At 63.7% G+C, this 17,871-nt stretch carries 19 protein-coding genes and 1 tRNA gene; 13 read left to right on the plus strand and 7 right to left on the minus strand.

Translation table 11 applies throughout. From position 1 onward, the window contains the following. Positions 1-320: 320 nt before the first annotated feature. A complete protein-coding gene (locus Q9293_RS05385; RefSeq protein WP_306250795.1) occupies positions 321-608 on the plus strand; it encodes a hypothetical protein in 288 nt (95 codons plus the stop codon). Between the two features lie 1,013 nt (positions 609-1,621). On the opposite strand, the gene Q9293_RS05390 is transcribed toward Q9293_RS05385, so the two are convergent. The 3 genes from Q9293_RS05390 to Q9293_RS05400 all read right to left on the minus strand — a co-directional run bounded on the left by Q9293_RS05390 (position 1,622) and on the right by Q9293_RS05400 (position 3,886). Continuing rightward, positions 1,622-1,975 carry a hypothetical protein gene (locus Q9293_RS05390; protein ID WP_306247170.1) on the minus strand — a complete coding sequence of 118 codons (354 nt, stop codon included), beginning with the start codon at positions 1,973-1,975 and terminating at the stop codon, positions 1,622-1,624. 174 nt (positions 1,976-2,149) lie between these two features. Then, positions 2,150-3,235: a hypothetical protein gene (locus Q9293_RS05395; protein ID WP_306247168.1), complete on the minus strand. Its 1,086-nt coding sequence runs from the start codon at positions 3,233-3,235 to the stop codon at positions 2,150-2,152. Positions 3,236-3,406: 171 nt separating this feature from the next. Then, positions 3,407-3,886, minus strand: a complete 480-nt coding sequence (locus Q9293_RS05400) for a hypothetical protein (protein ID WP_306250797.1) — start codon at positions 3,884-3,886, stop codon at positions 3,407-3,409. Positions 3,887-4,202: 316 nt separating this feature from the next. On the opposite strand from Q9293_RS05400, the gene Q9293_RS05405 reads away from it, so the two are divergent. The 4 genes from Q9293_RS05405 (at position 4,203) to Q9293_RS05420 (ending at position 6,080) form a co-directional block, all read left to right on the plus strand. Then, positions 4,203-4,865, plus strand: coding sequence for a ParA family protein (locus Q9293_RS05405; protein ID WP_306250798.1), 663 nt, complete (start codon positions 4,203-4,205; stop codon positions 4,863-4,865). Continuing rightward, on the plus strand, positions 4,862-5,161 hold the full coding sequence (locus Q9293_RS05410) for a hypothetical protein (protein ID WP_306250800.1): 300 nt from the start codon (positions 4,862-4,864) through the stop codon (positions 5,159-5,161). The genes Q9293_RS05405 and Q9293_RS05410 overlap by 4 nt, the downstream gene beginning before the upstream one ends. Positions 5,162-5,226: 65 nt before the next feature. After that, a complete protein-coding gene (locus Q9293_RS05415) occupies positions 5,227-5,358 on the plus strand; it encodes a hypothetical protein (RefSeq protein ID WP_306250803.1) in 132 nt (43 codons plus the stop codon). A gap of 2 nt (positions 5,359-5,360) precedes the next feature. Next, the gene (locus Q9293_RS05420; RefSeq protein WP_306250805.1) at positions 5,361-6,080 is read left to right on the plus strand and encodes a hypothetical protein; all 720 of its coding nucleotides are present in this window, start codon (positions 5,361-5,363) and stop codon (positions 6,078-6,080) included. 156 nt (positions 6,081-6,236) lie between these two features. Here the strand turns inward: Q9293_RS05420 and Q9293_RS05425 are convergent. After that, positions 6,237-6,313: transfer RNA gene (locus tag Q9293_RS05425), tRNA-Met, on the minus strand. A 91-nt stretch (positions 6,314-6,404) separates the two neighbouring features. Between Q9293_RS05425 and Q9293_RS05430 the strand changes: the two genes are divergently transcribed. Next, on the plus strand, positions 6,405-8,351 hold the full coding sequence (locus Q9293_RS05430; protein WP_306250807.1) for a M1 family metallopeptidase: 1,947 nt from the start codon (positions 6,405-6,407) through the stop codon (positions 8,349-8,351). 13 nt (positions 8,352-8,364) lie between these two features. On the opposite strand, the gene Q9293_RS05435 is transcribed toward Q9293_RS05430, so the two are convergent. Then, positions 8,365-9,330, minus strand: coding sequence for a hypothetical protein (locus Q9293_RS05435; RefSeq protein ID WP_306250810.1), 966 nt, complete (start codon positions 9,328-9,330; stop codon positions 8,365-8,367). A gap of 51 nt (positions 9,331-9,381) precedes the next feature. On the opposite strand from Q9293_RS05435, the gene pyrF reads away from it, so the two are divergent. From pyrF to pnuC, 3 genes are read left to right on the plus strand one after another with little or no spacing between them, the layout of a single operon-like run. Next, the gene (pyrF, locus tag Q9293_RS05440) at positions 9,382-10,122 is read left to right on the plus strand and encodes an orotidine-5'-phosphate decarboxylase (RefSeq protein WP_306250812.1); all 741 of its coding nucleotides are present in this window, start codon (positions 9,382-9,384) and stop codon (positions 10,120-10,122) included. Continuing rightward, on the plus strand, positions 10,122-10,664 hold the full coding sequence (locus tag Q9293_RS05445) for a hypothetical protein (RefSeq protein WP_306250814.1): 543 nt from the start codon (positions 10,122-10,124) through the stop codon (positions 10,662-10,664). The genes pyrF and Q9293_RS05445 overlap by 1 nt, the downstream gene beginning before the upstream one ends. Continuing rightward, positions 10,664-11,245, plus strand: coding sequence for a nicotinamide riboside transporter PnuC (gene pnuC / locus Q9293_RS05450; RefSeq protein WP_306250817.1), 582 nt, complete (start codon positions 10,664-10,666; stop codon positions 11,243-11,245). The genes Q9293_RS05445 and pnuC overlap by 1 nt, the downstream gene beginning before the upstream one ends. On the opposite strand, the gene Q9293_RS05455 is transcribed toward pnuC, so the two are convergent. Continuing rightward, positions 11,226-12,818, minus strand: a complete 1,593-nt coding sequence (locus Q9293_RS05455; protein WP_306250820.1) for a B12-binding domain-containing radical SAM protein — start codon at positions 12,816-12,818, stop codon at positions 11,226-11,228. The genes pnuC and Q9293_RS05455 overlap by 20 nt on opposite strands. Positions 12,819-12,993: 175 nt before the next feature. Between Q9293_RS05455 and Q9293_RS05460 the strand changes: the two genes are divergently transcribed. From Q9293_RS05460 to Q9293_RS05475, 4 genes are all read left to right on the plus strand, one after another. Continuing rightward, positions 12,994-14,136: a PilZ domain-containing protein gene (locus Q9293_RS05460; protein WP_306250822.1), complete on the plus strand. Its 1,143-nt coding sequence runs from the start codon at positions 12,994-12,996 to the stop codon at positions 14,134-14,136. An 84-nt stretch (positions 14,137-14,220) separates the two neighbouring features. Next, the gene (purL, locus tag Q9293_RS05465; protein ID WP_306250824.1) at positions 14,221-16,521 is read left to right on the plus strand and encodes a phosphoribosylformylglycinamidine synthase subunit PurL; all 2,301 of its coding nucleotides are present in this window, start codon (positions 14,221-14,223) and stop codon (positions 16,519-16,521) included. A 41-nt stretch (positions 16,522-16,562) separates the two neighbouring features. Further along, positions 16,563-17,021, plus strand: a complete 459-nt coding sequence (locus Q9293_RS05470) for an isoprenylcysteine carboxylmethyltransferase family protein (protein ID WP_306250826.1) — start codon at positions 16,563-16,565, stop codon at positions 17,019-17,021. A gap of 2 nt (positions 17,022-17,023) precedes the next feature. After that, positions 17,024-17,563, plus strand: a complete 540-nt coding sequence (locus Q9293_RS05475; RefSeq protein ID WP_306250828.1) for a hypothetical protein — start codon at positions 17,024-17,026, stop codon at positions 17,561-17,563. A 6-nt stretch (positions 17,564-17,569) separates the two neighbouring features. Here Q9293_RS05475 and Q9293_RS05480 read toward each other — a convergent pair whose 3' ends face one another. Continuing rightward, entirely contained in the window at positions 17,570-17,755 is a 186-nt protein-coding gene (locus Q9293_RS05480) for a hypothetical protein (protein WP_306250830.1), read from the minus strand. Between the last annotated feature and the right edge of the window lie 116 nt (positions 17,756-17,871).

A 17,871-nucleotide genomic window follows, 5' to 3' on the forward strand; every position in this document is an offset into this window, starting at 1 on the left:
CGCTCCAGGGAGTGGTCCGTCAGGACGGGTTCGTGGTGCCCCGGCTGCCAGTCCTGCTCGTCGGAAAGTGCGCCCTCCTGCGCTGGCCTGGTTCCTCGCCAGGTCCCCCCAAACCCGCCGCTTCGCGGTCCCTATGCGCAAGGGGAAAACGCCCTTCGGGCGGGCCTCCGGCCCCGGTCTCCCGCGAGCGGGTCCCTCCGATTTTCCCCCTGCGCTTCGGGCTCCTGCGTCCCTGGGGCTTCGCCTGTGGAAGGCCGGGTAAGGCCCCCGGCCTCCCGTTGGGAGTGCGCGGCGGTCACCACAAACCAAAAGGAGCGGACATGAGAAGCGAAACCTCAATTACGGCCTATGGCGAAGCCCGGCAGGAATCTTTCCGTCGGCGGGTGCTACAGGCTCGGCTTGCACGCCTCGAACAGGAGATGGATGCGTTGCTTGGTGACATCGCCTTGCTGAATCGTCTCTGCCTCCTAGAAGCCACTGACCGACTCGAAGAGCGGCTCACTTCGATGACGCGAGAGGCGCTGCGGCATCGTGTTGCCTTGGAGGGTCGGACGCCGTTGGTTGAAGTCCTCGCGCCGCGGTTGGCCGAGATGGTTTGGGCCTCGTAGGTTAAGGCAAAGGCGGGGTTGGAAGGTGGAAGAGATGCCTCTAGTTTGGGATAAATAGTTAAAGCTCAATAGGCGTTGCCGATAAGGCCTTGAGGGGAGAGATGGAATGCAGACCCAATTGATCAGTGGCCTTAGCCGGACTGAAAGGATGCTTATCGAACGGCTGGTCCGGGATGTTGACGAAGCCCTTCTCGGCCACACTGAAGCCTGTGCTCGGAAGGCCGATACGCAGACCGAGTGGACCTGCAAGGCCTATTCTCGGGGGAGTAACTTCGGTCGCCTCCAACAGGCTCAGGGGACACTTCGCGTCCTGCGCAAAGAGCTTCGTCGCCGCGGCGAAGACCTCCCGCCGGAGGCCTTTGCCGCTATGGAGGTGCGGGGATGAGCGAATCCACACCCTACCGGCTTGCGTTGGGCATCTGTGTTGGTGCAACCCTGATGCTCTTCTTTCAATGCTTGTAGACCTAGGCTGCGAAAGCGAATTCCTCATTCTGTCGTGGGCGACGTGGGGGTTGTGGGCCCTCGGCGAGAGCTTTGAAAGCTACGAATCGAACCATCCTTTCGGCCAGCTCAACACTGTCCGCGCCAGGCGCAGCGTAATTGGATTGGCCTACGACGCCTTCGGCCATCGACTGGTTCGTTGGTAGCAAACGAAAACAATTTATCCATTGGGACATTACCCGCCAGGAGGCGAACATGCTGGTCACTCGTTGGAACTCCTTCGTTGAGTGCTTTGCTGAGGCCCTCACCATCAAGCCGAAGCTTTCCAAGGGCTCTGGCCGACGCGATACCCTCATGCTAATTGATCGAGTTCATCAGCACACTTTGATCGTTGGGTAACCTGGCGTCGGGATGGGTTTCATCTTGGACGCGGGCACTGATCAGTGGGAATCTCGTGCAAGAGAAAAAGGTGACTCCGCCGACGCCAAGAAATGGAGGCCGTGACTAGGATCTCTGGCCAAAAGCGTTAAATCCCCGCAGGCGCACAGCGCCGAGGATTTGGGGTAGGGGCCTTACCTTTTAGGCTTTTTGGCTGGTGCCTTAGCGGCTTTTCCGGCCCCGTCAGCGATGGCCTGAAGGATGCCCGGTAGTTCGCTTTGGAGAGCCGAGGCCAATTCCTGCCGAACGAGCGCCTTGATGTCTGCGGTGCCCATGGAGGATGCCAGGGGCATTGGTTTGGGGCTTTCGGTCTGCCAGCGCTTCCGGAGATCCGCCAAAAACGCCAGGTCGGCGGCCTTGCCTTCCGCCGTGTTGGCACGAGCGGCGTGCTGAGTCAGAGCCCTCTCCAGGATGTAGCTATAGGAGCATTCCGCCTGGGATATTTCGCCGCGGTCTACCAGATCCTGGAGGGCCTTGCGCTCGGCCACCAGAGTTTCCCAACCCCGAAGCGTAAGCCTTAGGCTAAGTGGCTTCTGGAACGGACCAGCCACACGCCCCTGGGGGTGGGTTCGCTCCTTCTTTTCACCTGGCTTTGGGGGTCGGCCCATGGTGGCCCTCCTGCTTTAGGAGTTTATACCACCAAACATTTAATGCTTTGGATGTCAGCCCTCTAGGGTTGGAAGGAGTTCAATGTCGATAACGCTAGGAAGACCCTCGATGACGCGGATGGATTCGGCCTGAGCTGCCGCAGCAACAGTGGGTGTGTTTTCGATTTGATGAACGCCCATTGGTGATAACGCCGGGATCAGGCCGACGTTCTTACATTGTGGGCATTGGTTTGGTGCTGCGGCAGCACGTTGCGCGGCTTGAGTGGCACCAGCAGCGGAGGAGGCACCTGAGGCCGCAACGGTGGCCCCAGCGGTGGTTGCGGTTCCACCAGCAATGATTAAGAAGATTCCAATGCCGATTGGGATGACGCCGATGCAAAAAAGGAAAAGAAGAGGCAGTCCGATCAGGATCAAGATGATCCCTAGAGCGGATCCACCGCATCCTGCGGCAGCCAGGCCTGTTCCGCCGACAGCCGCAGCAGTACCAATGGCTTTCGCCCCATCATAAGTAGGTGCATTGCTTCGAAAGAGGCCAATCCAGCCACATGTTGAACAGAGGGTGTGGTCGGCTAACGGAAACTGCCGGTAGTAGTCGATTCGCTCATTGTGGCGAATGACAGATTCCCGACGTCGCCTCTCAGCATCTCGGGCCAGGAATAGGATCCGCTCCATCCGTTTTCGATAAATTCTTCCCGCGAACGCAGATAACGCGAGCCAGAGACTGATCACCACCACCACGCTCAGCGTCAGTACTAGTTGTTTAGCGGAAATGTCGATTAAAGTTTCTCGCTTGGCATGCATGGGAGCTAGAGCCTTCACTTCATCTGCCTCGTTGGCTTTGTCCTGGGCGCGCTTTTTCTTCCCTCTGGTGGGCGGTGGCGTTTCCCGGAGCTTTGCCATTCGTTCTTGAGATTCTTGAGACTGTCTTCGTAACTCTTCGCTCAATTCCTGGGCACGGATCTGCTGTTCGGTAGGTCCGATTGCGCTTTGAATTTGGTCTGAGATTCCCTTGGAAGCGGCTTTCATTGCTTCAGGGAAGCCACCCAGCAACAGGGTGGTGAGGCAAGCGCCAACACTAAGAGCGAAAAGCGGTCTGGACCACCAGGGCGAGAAGAACGAACGAATTTTCTCAATCAGCACGATCTCATCCCAGAGATTGTCTCAATATTTGGAATCACTATCTCAGCTATGAATCGCCAAGCTTCGACAGGGTAATGGCGGTGCATACGTCTTCAGGTCACATTTCGACCGCATGGACTCGCCGCTGAATGTCTGATGGTACAAATGTGACCAAAGTTGTTTTTGGGGGGGCTACTTAAACAGGTCGGCTTCAAGGCTTCCAACGACGCTATCGGCTAGGGCCCTCTGGCCATTCGCACCGCCCATCGCAGTCATGGCCCAATCGGAACCGAGTGCCATGATTCGACCTGCCTCGTCGCGGATCTCGACCTCAATTCGGGCGTCTCCGGTGGCCCAGAAATCGGTCTCCACGAGCACCACGGCCACCTTGAGGCTATAGGCGCCATGTGCGGTGGTGATGTCTTTCAGGCCCTGCTTTAGGGTCTTGAGGAACTCGACCGAACGCTCCTTGGCGGCCCATTCAACCTCGCCACTCCAGGTGATGCCACGAGAGCGGTCGAAGCCTGGGGCCACCCAGAAATAGCAATTCTTGTTGGTGCCACGCTTGGCGGTCTCAAGGTAGTACTCCCGCGGGAGGGTCCGCGGGTAGTCGCTTGCCTGGGCATTGAGTGCTGTCAGCGCGAGCGCGAGGCCAAGGATAAGGGGTTTCATGTGATCTCCTTCTAATAAATCTATCGGCCTTTGATGATTTAAACATTACGATTGAAACATCGAAACTTTCCATGTTTCGTCGTTTTGAACCTCAGAAACCCAGAACACCAGAACTATGAGGCGCTTGAACTCATAAATACTATAACACCATGCGAATCAAGACTGTCCGATGATGGTTTCGGGGTGGAGGCGTTTTGGCGTTTTGCTGTTTGCGACGCCAAAACATCGGGCGTAAAAAATTATCGAAGGTTTTATGTTTAGAACTTTAGAACTTTAGAACAGCGATAGAATGCCGATGACGGAAGCGGGAGGACACATGCTCATCAGTCTCATCAACCTCAAGGGTGGCTCTGGGAAAACCACCTACTCCAAGGAGCTGGCCGCACTCCTGGCGGAGTTTGGCCTCCTCGCCAAGGGTCTGGACTTGAACCCGGAGAACGGCGATTTCGGGGCTTGGGCCGAACTGGCGACCCTTCCCTGCCGCAGCCTCTACCCGGCCGACCTCGGCCTGCTCGAACAGGCGGCCAAGGGCAAACAAACCTACATAGCCGACTGTCCTCCTTGGGAGGGAGAGGAGACCCGCACTGCCTTAGCCTATTCGGCGGGAATTCTGGTGCCCGTTGGCCCCAGCCCACAGGACCTGCGCGGCCTCGGGCGAACTCTGGACCTGGTTCGCGCCGCGAAGGCAAATGCAAACCCTGAGTTGCGCGTGGCGATCCTCGGAACAAACTACCGTGCCAACACTGGCTGGTGGCGGAGCTGGGCAGCGGCTGTGGAAGCCGCAGCCAGCCCAGAGGAGGGCATCTTTTTCGCGGGGCTCGTCCAGGAGCGCCAGGGCCTGGTCGATGCTTTTGGCCGCGGTGTTGCCGCGTGCCAACAACCCAACGCCGCTGGGGTGGAGGTCCGCGAGGCGATGCTCCGTGTTGTGGAAATCCTCGGCCTCGGCATCCCGGCTCCCGTTGTGCAGGAGGTTTTGTGAGCACCGACCCGAAAGCCTGGCTCCAGGGCGGCGCCAAGGCGCGCCCGAAACACCTCAATCAGGCGGAGGCTAAGGCCCCGTCTGCGAAGGTAGTCGGGGGCAGGCCTCGCGCCCATGCCCTTGGCGCGGAGCGCATCAACTGCCGCGTTGCCGCCGACGTTGCGCGAGAACTTCGTGTGCTTCAGCTCGACACGAAAGTGGCGTTGGGCCTCCTCGTTGAGGAGGCGCTCCGCCTGGCGCTTGCCCAGCCAACCTTCCGGGAGCGCTTCACCACTAAAACGGAGGTGCTCTTGTGACTCGGACGTCCCGAACCCCGGTGAGTGATCGCGCTCCTCGGCGCGGACTTACTGTAGAGGCTGAGTTGAAGCGCTTCGAGGCGTGGAAGAACGAACGGCTGGGGTCTACCGCGCCCGTTGTTTCTTGGCCACCCGACGAAATCGACTATTTCGGCAACCGCGACACCAAGAGCCGCGCCACGCGGCGGAAAGGCTAGACGTGCGATCCATTCTCCTCCTCATCCTCTCTGTTGCCACGATGGCCCTTTCCGCCCAGCGCTACTACGTCGCCGGGTCCTACCCTGGCCTCGTGGTTGGGCTTGCCGACGCCCCAAACCAGCCCGCACGCTTTCGGGTGGCCTTGCCCGTGTCGCAGCCGCCGTTCGCCCAGGCGCAGGCGATGGCCCAGGCCTCGTTGGATCGGTTCTGCGCCAGTTCCTGGGAGGTAGCCCTCACGAACGATCCGGATATCGACAGTGGTTACGCCGACCTCTGGGTCGTGCGCCGTGTCAGCGATGGTTGGAGGCCCTCAACGCGATTGACCGTTGCGGGACTTCTCATCAATGACGGACTCGTAACAGCACCCGTGGGCTGCGACCGACCCCTTCAGGACGTCTACGACCAGGCGTTCACGAACGCCGTCGGCTATAAAACAGGGTGGTTCCAGCAACTCGGCCTTGATGGCGGACGGAATGCCTGGATTGTCGGCAAGGCCAGAGTGGTTCAGCACCTCCAGCTTGAGCAGCAGCTCGCGAGCAAAGCTCAGGACGACAAGAAGGTGCAGGACGCCGATGCGCAACGCGAACTTCGACGGGCGCTGAAAACCGCTAGCCCTGCAGAGTCGAAGGCTCTTCAGGAGGAATACCTTCGAAAGAAGGGATACAAGGTGAACTGGACCACTCTTCGTGTGTCTCCGCTTAATGCTCCGGAGGAAGATTGAGGCTGATTTCTGTTACCACCCTTGTTACCTGAGCCTTGGTTTTTGTGGGTCACAGGGGTAAATACGGGGAAAAGAGGGGGAAAAATTAAAACCGAGTGTTTATCGACCGAATGCTCGAAGACCCAGGTCACCATTAGGTTTCCTGGGTCTTCTTGTTGGTAGCGGGGGTAGGATTTGAACCTACGACCTTTGGGTTATGAGCCCAACGAGCTACCGGACTGCTCCACCCCGCGGTAGGGATTTGAGTGTAGCAGGGATTGGGGGAACGGCAAGGGCGCATGTCCGCGGGGACTTGGTATGCTCGACGGACGCTCGGGAGATTCGATGGGACGCCGCTGGATGGCTCTGCTGGTGATGTTGGCCACGGTGGGACTGGTGGCGGGGCCGCGGACCTGGACCACGGAGAAGTGGTTCGAGAAGCCCCGTTCGCCGCGGATCGCCAACTACCGCATCGAGGCGGCGCTGGATTTCGAGCACAAGACGTTGGAGGGGCGCGAGACCCTCAGTTGGCGCAACACGGGCACGGCCCCCACTCAGGAACTGCCGCTGCATCTCTATCTCAATGCCTTCAAGGGGCCTCAGAGTCTGTTCGTGAAGGAAAGCGGTGGGCGCCTGCGCAGGGACCACCAGGATCGTCAGGAAGAGGCCGCTTCGTGGGGGTATTGCCGTCTGCTGAGCGTTCGCCTGGATGGCAAGGATTTGGATGGGCACGATGGCGAAGACGAGACTGTGCGCTGGTTGAAGCTGCCCCGCGCCGTGGTGCCTGGCGAGACCATCCACCTGGACATCGTCTGGGAGAACCGCTATCCGAGGGTGTTCGCCCGCAGTGGCTGGTCGGACACTTTCCTGATGTCGGGGCAGTGGTTCCCGAAGGTAGGGGTATACCAGGGCGATCATTGGAATTGCCACGCCTACCACGCCAACACGGAATTCTTCGCCGATTTCGGCGTTTATGATGTGGCCCTCTCCCTGCCCAATGCCCTGGGGCTGGCCCACACGGGGACCCAGACCAACTTCGTGACCGAAATTGAGCAGGACCCCAAGCGGCCCCTGAACGTGATTTGGCGGTTGCACGCAGAGGATGTGCACGATTTCGCCTGGGCCGTGATGCCCAGCGAAAGCTGGCGCAAGCCGGCCATGTATGAGTACCGCGGGGTGCAGGTGTTCTACTACATCGATGGGGCGAATCGCGGCAATTTCGCCCGGCACCGCCGCGCCGTGGAGAATGCCCTGCGCTGGAGCGAGGAGTGGTATTTCAAGTACCCGTATCCCACGCTCACGGTCATCGACACGCCGAAAGATGCCTCCGGCGCCGATGGCATGGAATATCCCACCTTGATCACAGCCAGCTCCGTGGCCTTTGATCCGCTGCAGCTCCGCATGGAGCCGGAATTGGTGAGCCTCCATGAATTCGGCCACCAGTATTTCTACGGGATGCTGGCCAGCAACGAGTTCGAGGAACCCTGGCTCGATGAGGGCTTCACGAGCTGGTTCACGCACAAGGCCATGGAGCGCAGCTACCACGCGGTGATGAGCGGGCGGCGCTTCCAGGTGGGGACCGATTTCATCGAATGGGCCGGCTACTGGTCCCTGCCCAGCAGCGACCCCCTCACGCGGTTCGGCTTCAAGACCCTGAGTGGGCAGGGCTATTTCATCACCGCCTATGCCAAACCCACCCTGGTGCTCAATCAATTGGAGGCCATGCTGGGTCGGCCGGTGATGGAGCAAGTCCTGCGCGCCTACGCGCAGGAGCTGGCTTTCCATCACCTCAACCGAAATGATTTCCGGCGTGTCGCCGAGCGGGTCTCCGGCCGGGATCTCAGCGCCTTCTGGCGCGATTTCGTGGAAGGGACGGAGGTGCTCGACTACGTCATTCGCGGCGTGAAAAGCCAGGATGTCCTGCAGGGCGGCTGGCTCTATTCAGACAAGCCCCCAGTGTTCGCCGCCCCGCAGCCTGCGGCACCCGGCCGGGTGGGCTCCATCACATTGGAAAGGCGTGGCGGCATCCGGGTGCCCATCACGCTGTGGGTGCGTCTGGAGAACCACGAGGAGCAGCGGCTCGTCTGGGATGGTCAGGATCGCTGGATCACCTACGAATTCGATTCCCCGGTGGCTGCGGCGGTGCTGGATCCCGACGGGAACTACCCCATGCTGAAGGATCGCCTTCACGCCAGCTACAACCCCAAACCCATCCGCCGCGGTTTTCACTACTGGGCGCAGATGGTGTGGGGCGCCGTGGCCGGCTGGATGCAGGGCTGCGGCATCGGCTAGGGACTGGTCTTACCTAGGGTTTCTGCGGCGCTGCATCCCCCATGCGAATGGATTGGATGTCGCCCTTGCCGTTCAGCACGATGAGAATCGGGAACCAGAGCAAGCCGAGCTTCTCAAAGGCTGCGCGGCTGGGGGCAAAGCGGCCGTTGCGTCCGGCTTCCTGAAGCCGCTGCGCCAGAGCTTTGCCTTCGTCCATGAGAGGGGCGCTGAGGCTCGCATCCACCGCATCCTGGTAGCCGGTCTCGCTGGGAATGACCCAGGCCGTATCCGGTGAAAGGGCGGGCAGGGCCTCCTTGGGAGGTGGACACACCCAGATGCGGGAGGCGCCCAGTTGATCCAGGCGGAGGTCCTGGTAGTCCAGGCCGGGCAAGGTCCACAGCCGGAAGACCGGTGAGGGGCCGCCAATGAGCCCAAAGAGGCGCTGGAAATCCTTGAAGGTGCTTTCGGAGTCAGCTCCGGGGGCTGGCCGGAGGGTGGCCAACCGGGCCTCGTCCTGTTCGGCCAGGGCCCAGCAGAGAGCATGGCGCAGGCCGTAGCCCCTGGTGAGGGCTGGGCCTGCGGCGATGAGGCGATCCTCCCAGAGGCGACGCAAGGGCGCTTCGAAGGCGCCTTGGCGCACCTGGAGGCGACCCCAGCGCCACAGCGCCAAGGCCGTGCCGGAACGGCGCAGGGGCAGGGTCTTCAGGGCGGTGGCGAGCTGGTCCTTGGGGGCCTTCATAAGGCGGCGCAGGGCCTCGGCCTCCTGCCGATCCGGGCCACCCGCAAACGGATCGGGAGGAAGGCCGCGCTCCACCTCGAAGGTGGCGGCGATCCGGAGCCAGCGGTAGGAGAGGGCCGCGGCCCCCTTGAGCTTGGGGGGGGCGGGCAGGGCGTTTTCCCAGTCGAAGGCCTCCAGAAGGGCGTTTTCGGCCTCCTGGCCTGCGGGGGCGGGGATGGGCGTAACGATGGCTGGAGGCGCTTGCAGGGTGGGGAGGGGCATCAATACCTCTCTTAATGGCAGAATGGTCCTCCGCATCATACGGGAGTCCCCTTGTCCGCACCCCATTCGACCCTCACGCCCCCGCTCCTCACGGCGAGGGAGCGCCTGGTGGTGGCCCTGGACGTGGCCACGGCCAAGGAGGCCCTGGCCATGGCTGAGCGGCTGTCGGGCCGGGTGGGCATGCTGAAGGTGGGCCTGGAGTTGTTCTGCGCCGAGGGCCCGGCCTTTGTGCGAGAGCTGCAGACGAAGGTGCCCGTGTTCCTCGATCTGAAGCTCCACGACATCCCCACCACCGTTCGCCGGGCCATGGAGGCGGTGCTGAAGCTGGATCCCCGCCTGATCAACGTGCATGCCCAGGGCGGTCCCGCCATGTTGGAAGCGGCGGTGGAGGCCGTGCGGGCCCATCGGGCGGCGGGTGGTCGCACAGAGTTGCTGGCGGTCACGGTGCTGACCAGCCTGGATCGCGAGGCCCTGGCGGCCCTGGGCCATGCGGCTCCACCCGAGGAGCTGGCCCTGGCCTATGCGAAGCTGGCCCAGCAGGCCGGCTGCGGCGGCGTGGTGTGCTCGGCCTGGGAAGCCGCGACCATCCGCGAGGCTTGCGGCGAAGGCTTCCACCGCCTCACACCGGGCATCCGGCCCTCCGGCGCGGCGACGCAGGATCAGGCCCGGGTCATGACGCCCGCCCAGGCCCTCAAGCAGGGCTCTACCTGGCTGGTGGTGGGCCGCCCCATCACCCATGCGGCCGATCCTGCGGCGGCGGCCGAGGCCATCGTGGCCGAGATGCAGGCCTGATGTCCGCTGGCTCGCCGCTCGTTTTCCGGCCCTCCTTCGCCCAGCGCGCCATGGCCATGCTGCTCTTCGCGGGCTCCTGGCTGGTGGGCGTGCGGGCCCTGGCGCAGATCATGGAGCGGCTGCCCGTGCTGCGGGCCTCGCTGAAGGTGGCGGAGGCCGCCGGCGATCCCACCTGGTCCTTCTGGGTGGCGGTGACGGCTGCCTTCGGTGCCGTGGTGCTGGGGAGCTTCCTGTTGCTGGGTACCCTGGTCGGCGTGCTGATGGTGGAGGGCTCGCAGGTGCTGGTGGACGACCTGGGCCTGTCGGTGGAGCACAGCGCGCTGCCCGCGCCCCTGGCCCGCCGGTTCGGCGCCGGCCGTCTGCTCTGGAAGCAGGTCTCGCGCCTGGAGCGGTCCGGGCCCTTCTTCGTCCTGCGCGGGGGCGGTGATGCCACGGTGAATCTGCGCAAGGACCCCACCCTCCGCTTCCTGCTGGTGGATGAGTTGGAGCGGCTGGTGCTCACCATCCTGGAGCGCAGCCCCAACCTGAAGCACGAGGACTGATGCCTTCGTTCATGGAGATCTTCGGCTTCATCACCGGTGCGGCCTGCGTGGCCCTGCTGGTGCGGCAGAGCATCTGGAACTGGCCTCTGGGCATCGCCAACAACCTGGTGTTCATCGTGCTGTTCTACCGGACGGGCCTCTACGCCGACGTAGGCCTGCAGGGCTTCTACATCGCCATTTCCATCTACGGGTGGTGGCACTGGCTGCATGGGGGCCGCGATCACAGGACGCTCACCGTAAGCCGGGTGCGGCCGCAGACGGGGCTGCTGCTGGCCTTGGCCGTGGCGGCCCTCACGGCCACCCTGACTTGGCTGCTGCGCCGCTACACCAACAGCACGGTGCCCGTGCTGGATTCGCTCATCACAGCCCTCAGCCTGGTGGCCCAGTTCATGATGACCCGCAAGTGGATCGAGAACTGGCCCGTGTGGATCGTGGCGAACTGTCTTTCCGTGGGGCTGCTGATCTACAAGGGGCTCTACGTGGCCAGCGCCCTCTACGTGGTGTACCAGGTGCTTTGTGTCATGGGGCTGCTGGAGTGGAGACGCGCCCTGGAGGCCGAACCTACATCTTCGGCCGACTGAGGTAGGCTTCGGCGCCCTTCATCTCGGCGGTGGGGCCGTGGGCGGGTTTTTTCGTTCGTGTTTTGGTCTGCTTCAGCCCCCAGAGGGTCGCCAGCTCCGTGGCTTCGGGATTGCCGGGGGCGAGGGCGAGCACCTCGGTGAGATCAGCCTTGGCCTTGGTGGCCTGGCCCAGCTTCTCCCGCAGCAGGGCCCGCTTCAGGAAGCCCCAGGGGTTGGCGGGCTCCTTCGCGATGATTTCGGCGTACTCGGCCTCGGCCTCTGTCCAGCGGCCCTCTTCTTCGGCGGCTTCGCCGCAGAGCAGGTTGGTGACGGCGCAGAAGCCCAGCCAGGCCTTCTGCTGGGCGAACTCCGTGGCGCTAAAGCGGGATTTGGCTTTGGCGCGCTGGGCGGCCTGATCCAGGTGGCGCAGGGCCTTCTCTGTGTGGCTGTCCACCCGGGCGAAGATCTCCGCATCGCCGCTGGCCCGGTAGAAGTCCTTCTGGATGCGGCCTTCGGCGCGGTACTGATCGAACATGCGGGTGCCGGGATACAACGCCAGGGGGCTGATTTGGCAGTCGCTGGGGCGGGTGTCGCGGATGAAGCCAGCAGTCTCCTCCACATCGGCCCAGGTCTCGCCGGGGATGCCCGTGATGAGGTAGATGCCCAGGTTCATGCCCACCTTGCGCACCAGCTCCAAGGCGCGACGGGCGTGGCGCAGGTTGGTGCCCTTGTCGAGCAGCTGCAGCACCCGCTCGCTGCCGTGCTCCACGCCGAACTGCATGAACTCGCAGCCGGCGCGCTTCATGGCCACCAGGCGGTCCTCGTCCACCAGGTTCACGCGGCTCTGGCAGTTCCACAGGGGGTGTAGGCCGCTGCCCTGGATGCCGTCCATGAGCTTGAGCACCCGGTCGCGGTTGGCGGTGAAGGTGTCGTCGCGAAAGCTGAAGTAGGTGAGACCGTGGGCTTCGCGCAGCAGGCGCATCTCCCGCAGCACGGACTCGGCGCTGCGGAAGCGGATGGAGGTGCCCCAGAACTCGGGCGTGTTGCAGAAGTTGCAGGTGGCGGGGCAGCCGCGGCTGGAGCTCAGGTAGGCCAGCTGGCCCACGTCGTTGAGAAAGTCCGCCTCCAGGTGCTCGGCGGGGATGCCCACCGCATCCAGATCCTCCAGCGGTGCCTGGGGCAGGGTGCGGCCCTCGCGGAGGATGAGGCCTGGCGTGCGCTTCCATAGGTCGGAGCCGGGCGCCGTCTTCAGGCGCTCCACGACACCCAGGAGCACAGTCTCGCCCTCGCCCTGCACGATGGCATCCAGGGCCGGGCAGTCCTCGAAGACTTCTTCCGCCAGGTGCGTGGGATGGGGGCCGCCCGCCAGCAGGATGGCGCCGGGGCAGGCCTCCCGGGCCCAAGCCAGCAGCTCGCAGGACCGCTTCCGGTTGAAGGTGAACATGGAGATGCCCAACACGGCCGGGTTCTGGGCCTTGAAGTAGGCAAGGGCTTCTTTGCGCCCCTTGCCGCTCAGGTTGGCCACCCGGCAGGGCAGGTCCCGCGATTTGAGCGTGGCCTGCAGGTAGCCCAGGCCGATGGGCAGGAAGGTCATCCACTCATCCCCGAAACCGCTCCGGGGGGCGCTGTAGGCGAGTAGGGTCCGGGGAGGGGTCATGGGGTCCGAAAACAGAGCTTCCCAGTCGAAAGCAGAGCTTGCCAGTCAAAAGCAGAGCTTCCCAGTGTAAGGGACGGAATTCATGATGGAAGCAAGAACCCTTGGAGGCAGCTTGGCGGGAACCCTGATCCGGAACGCGGACACCATTGCGGACATCTTCAAGCGTGCTTGCGAGCGGCGCGAGTTGATGATCCTGGTGACGCCCTACCTCCGGTTCGAATCCTCGTTTATCAAGATGGACGGCTCGGAAGTGCAGGTGGTGGCCACCATGGGGCGGGAGGATGCCACCTATGGCCTGCGCAACTCCGCCCTCAAGATGCGCTTCCCCCACGGCGTGAGCTTCCTGGAGGCTCCGACGGAACTGAAGGGTTTCGGCATGCACGATGGCCGGCGCACGTTGCGCTTGGCCCTGCCGATGGCGCTTCACGAGGAGGACCACCGGGGCTCGTACCGTGTGGACCGCGTGGGTCGGGTGCCCGTCACCTTCAGCACGCCGGATTTCGATCTGGTGATGGGAACCCTGGTGGACATCAGCACCACCGGGGGCAGGATCTACAGCACCCGGGATTTCATGGAAGGGGAATTGGAGCCGGGACAGGACATGGCCGTGACCATCCCCCTCACCGAGCAGATCCGCATCAATACGCGGGTGAAACTGCGCCACGTGCACGGTCGCACCTTCGGTGTCGAGTTCCGGCCTCAGCTGGACGAGTCGATTCTCAATCCGCTGTCCCGCTGGGTATTCGAGAAGCGGGAGGAGGATCTGGACCGGATTTCCCGCCGCGGCGTGGACACCGCCTCTCCCGCAGGGCCCATCGGCCGTGTCGCCACGGGCCGCCCTTCGGGTCTGCTGCTTGTTTCCGCCGAAAGCGCCCTGGAAGCGACTCTGCAGGACCTGCTGGGGGGCCTTCAGCCCCTCACCCGGATTCCCCCCACCATGGCGGCCCTGAAGGAAGCCCTGAACCTGAAACCGGCCCTGGTGCTATACCACGTGCCCAGCCTGAGCCTGGATGAAAAGCGCCGCCTGCGGCCCATGGTGGAATGCATCCAGGGGCGGGCCCCCCTGCTGCTGCTAGGGACTGGCTTGGAGGGGGGCGCCCTCCTGGAATTGGGCAATGAGCTCAAGGCCACGGTTTCCATCATTTTCAACCCCGAGCGGGGGGTCTTCTTCCAGCGCCTCGTCCAGGGGGTGCTGCGGCGTACCTACGAGGGTGGCGAATCTCCCATGGCCCCGCAGGAGCCGGAAGGCGATTAGCCCTCAGCACGGGAGGCGATTGGCGGATGTCAAGCCTCGTTCGGCAGCGTCGGAGCCGCTAGAATCAAGGCTTCCGGAGCCTCCATGTCCGCTGCCCACGAACCGGCTGTCACCGAATCCCTGGCCCTGGAGCTGGGCCTGTCCAAGGACGAGTGGCAGGTCATCCTGCGCCTCCTGGACGGTCGCCTGCCCACCTATCCGGAACTGGGTGTGTTCAGCGCCATGTGGAGTGAGCACTGCTCGTACAAATCCAGCCGCATCCACCTGAAGAACTTGCCCACGGAAGGCCCCCGAGTGATTGAAGGCCCCGGCGAGAACGCTGGTGTGGTGGACATCGGCGATGGCTGGGCCGTCTGCTTCAAGATGGAAAGCCACAATCATCCCAGCTACATCGAGCCCTACCAGGGCGCGGCCACGGGCGTGGGCGGCATCCTGCGCGACGTGTTCACCATGGGCGCCCGGCCCCTGGCCAACCTCAACAGCCTGCGTTTCGGAGATCTGGACGCGCCGCGCATGAAGAGCCTGGTGAAGGGCGTCTCCGCAGGCATTTCGGGCTACGGCAACTGCATGGGCATCCCCATGCTGGGTGGGGACGTGGCCTTTGACGGCAGCTACAACGGCAACATCCTGGTGAACGCCTTCACCCTGGGCGTGCTGCGGGCGGACAAGGTCTTCAAGGGCTTCGCCTCCGGCGTGGGCAACAAGGTGATGTACATCGGCTCCAAGACGGGCCGCGACGGCATCCACGGTGCCAGCATGGCCTCGGCGGAATTCGGCGAGGGCAGCGAGGAGAAGCGCCCCACGGTGCAGGTGGGCGATCCCTTCACCGAGAAGCTGCTGCTGGAAGCCTGCTTGGAAATCTTCAAGACCGATTGGGTGATCGGCATCCAGGACATGGGCGCCGCGGGCCTCACCTCCAGCAGCTTCGAGATGGCGAGCCGCGCCGGCACGGGCCTGGAGATCCGCCTGGACCAGGTGCCCATGCGGGAAGAGGGCATGACGCCCTTCGAGCTCATGCTCAGCGAGAGCCAGGAGCGCATGCTGCTGGTGGCCCGGCCCGGCTGCGAGCCCAAGATCATCGAGGTGCTCCACAAGTGGGGCCTGGACGCCTGCGTGGTGGGCGAGGTGACCGACAGCGGCCGCTTCATCGGCAGCTGGCACGGCGAGCCCGTCATCAACCTGCCCATCCAGCCCCTGGTGGACGCGGCCCCCAAGTACGACCGGCCCCGCCAGCGGCCCGCCTACCTGGATGCCATGGCCGCCGAGCCCCTGCCGGGGGACCTGAAGCCCGGCGACGTGGAGAAGACCCTGCGCCAGATCCTCGCCGCGCCCACCGTGGCCAGCAAGCGCTGGATCTTCGAGCAGTACGACGGCACCGTGCGCAGCAACACGCTGCTCGGCATGGGCCGCGGCGATGCTGGCATCATCCGCGTGAAGGACGAGGCGGGCCAGGATACGAACAAGGCCGTGGCCATGAGCAGCGACTGCAACAGCCGCTTCTGCTACCTGGATCCCTTCTGGGGCGCGGCCCACGCCGTGGCCGAGGCCTGCCGCAACCTGGCCTGCGTGGGCGCCGAGCCCATCGGCCTCACGGATTGCCTCAACTATGGGAACCCTGAGAAGCCTGAGAACATGTGGACCTTCGAGCAGGGCTGCCTGGGCATCCGCCAGGCCTGCCTGGCCCTGGACGTGCCCATCGTCAGCGGCAATGTGAGCCTCTACAACGACACCGAAGGCCAGAGCATCTTCCCCACGCCCATGATCGCGGCGGTGGGCCTGGTGGAGGACTGCGCCGGTCCGGTGGATGTGGCGGCGCCCGATGCCACGGCCCTGGCCAAGGTGGGCAACCGCATCTGCGGCTCGGGCTTCCGCGCCGCCCACGATGGCATCTTCCTCCTGGGCGAAACCCGGGACGAACTGGGCGGCAGTGAATACCTGCGCCTGCGCACGGGCAAGACCCAGGGCGCCTGCCCGGAGCTGCGCCTGGACGAGGAACTGCGCCTGCAGGCCTGCGTGCGCGAAGGCATCCGCCTGGGCCTCATCCGCAGCGCCCACGACACCAGCGAGGGCGGCCTGCTGACCGCGGCGCTGGAGAGCGCGTTCGGCGGGAACATGGGCTGCCAGCTCCTGCTCCACAAGGGCGCCCTGCGCCTGGACAGCCTGCTCTTCGGGGAATCCGTGGGTCGCATTGTGGTGAGCGTGAGCCCCGAGGGCGAGGCCAGCCTTGCCACGCTCTGTGCCACCCACCGCGTGCCCTTCGCCAAGATCGGCACCTCGGGTGGCAGCCGCATCACCGTGGCCGTGGACGGCCAGCCCCTGGTGGATGCCGACGCCGCCGAGCTGAAGGCCCTCCATGCCAACGCACTGGAAGCGGCCCTGAGCTGAATTCAGCTGGCCAAACAGGCACCCGCACCAGGAGGCCTCCATTGAATCCCACCGGGAAAACGCTGCCACCGCCGCTGCTATTCCTGGGGTGCCTCCTGGCGGGGTGGGGATTGGGGTTCCTGAAGGCCCTCCCCACCCATCTCGGGGAAGGGCTCAGGCTCAGCCTTTGGCTGCTGCTGTGGATGGCCGCGGCAGGACAGGCTGGTTGGGCGATCCTCACGTTCAGGCGCCATCACACCACGTTGAAGCCCCATGGTGTCGCTTCGGCGCTGCTTACATCGGGGCCCTTCCAGTTCACTCGCAACCCTCTGTATGTAAGCCTTGTCAGTCTGCTCGCCGGATTCGGGCTCCTGCTGGATTCCGCCTGGCTGTTGATGCTGGTGCCGGTCCTTGCAGGACTGTTGGATCGCTTGGTCATCGCCCGCGAAGAGGTCCGGTTGCGAACCCAGTTTGGCGAGGCCTACTTGGCCTACTGTCATCGAGTCCGACGGTGGTGCTGAACATGGATTACCGTTTCGCAGGCCTTGTGGCCGTTCTGATCGGGATTGGCCCCACGCTCCACGCCCAATCCATCGAGAACCGTCGGCTGGTGTGGGAGGACTTCAAAGGCACCCCGGATGCCGCCAGCCCCTACGACGCCTACACCTATTGGTCGGTGCGCTACACCTTCGATCCCCCCCAGCGCACGGCGACGGGATTGCGGATCCGCTTCCACGTGTCGAACCGCCTGGGAGAACGCTCCTGGGTGAAACGGGGCACGCCGCGGGAGAGCCAGTTGGCCGAACTGCTGAACCATGAGCAGGGCCATTACAGCCTGGGCGTCATCTGCGCCCTTGAGTTCAAGAAGGCTGCCGAGGCCTTTTCCTTCACCTCCAACTACCGTGCCGAGGCCTCCCGCCTGTTCGGGGAAACCCTGGACCAGGTGCTGAAGCTGGAGAAGGCCTACGACGCCGAAACGCGCCACATGTACGACCGTGCCCAGCAGAAGGCCTGGGACGCGAAGCTCGCACGGAGGATCGAGGAACTCTGGGAGTATCGCTAGGCCCGTTTAACGGAGCAATCGGCTGGGCAGCAGGAAAAGCCCGCGTACCAACCCGAAAGCGCCCTCCACGGCGAAACCGAGGATGCGGAACGGCAGGAGCAGGAGCCAGATCAACGGATAGAGGATGAGGAACAGGATGGCCAGGGGCCAGCAGATCACCAGCAGGATGAGCCAGAGCAGGAACGCGGCCATGGAAGCCTCCTGACCAAGGATCCGCGCCGCCACCGCCGCTGGCGCGCTTGGATCGGCGAACAGGCTCTGGGCATCGGCGGATGGTCCGTCATTGGTATGATCCTTCCAAATCCCCG

Origin of the sequence: Geothrix sp. PMB-07, from assembly GCF_030758935.1 — a bacterium.
GTDB lineage: Bacteria > Acidobacteriota > Holophagae > Holophagales > Holophagaceae > Geothrix.

Excerpts from the sequence above, each read along its gene's own strand:
- Q9293_RS05430 (WP_306250807.1), top strand. The coding sequence starts at position 6,405 with ATGGGACGCCGCTGGATGGCTCTGCTGGTGATGTTGGCCACGGTGGGA.
- Q9293_RS05480 (WP_306250830.1), bottom strand. The coding sequence starts at position 17,755 with ATGGCCGCGTTCCTGCTCTGGCTCATCCTGCTGGTGATCTGCTGGCCC.
- pnuC (WP_306250817.1), top strand. The coding sequence starts at position 10,664 with ATGCCTTCGTTCATGGAGATCTTCGGCTTCATCACCGGTGCGGCCTGC.
- purL (WP_306250824.1), top strand. The coding sequence starts at position 14,221 with ATGTCCGCTGCCCACGAACCGGCTGTCACCGAATCCCTGGCCCTGGAG.
- Q9293_RS05400 (WP_306250797.1), bottom strand. The coding sequence starts at position 3,886 with ATGAAACCCCTTATCCTTGGCCTCGCGCTCGCGCTGACAGCACTCAAT.
- Q9293_RS05475 (WP_306250828.1), top strand. The coding sequence starts at position 17,024 with ATGGATTACCGTTTCGCAGGCCTTGTGGCCGTTCTGATCGGGATTGGC.
- Q9293_RS05445 (WP_306250814.1), top strand. The coding sequence starts at position 10,122 with ATGTCCGCTGGCTCGCCGCTCGTTTTCCGGCCCTCCTTCGCCCAGCGC.
- Q9293_RS05405 (WP_306250798.1), top strand. The coding sequence starts at position 4,203 with ATGCTCATCAGTCTCATCAACCTCAAGGGTGGCTCTGGGAAAACCACC.
- Q9293_RS05435 (WP_306250810.1), bottom strand. The coding sequence starts at position 9,330 with ATGCCCCTCCCCACCCTGCAAGCGCCTCCAGCCATCGTTACGCCCATC.
- Q9293_RS05455 (WP_306250820.1), bottom strand. The coding sequence starts at position 12,818 with ATGACCTTCCTGCCCATCGGCCTGGGCTACCTGCAGGCCACGCTCAAA.
- Q9293_RS05385 (WP_306250795.1), top strand. The coding sequence starts at position 321 with ATGAGAAGCGAAACCTCAATTACGGCCTATGGCGAAGCCCGGCAGGAA.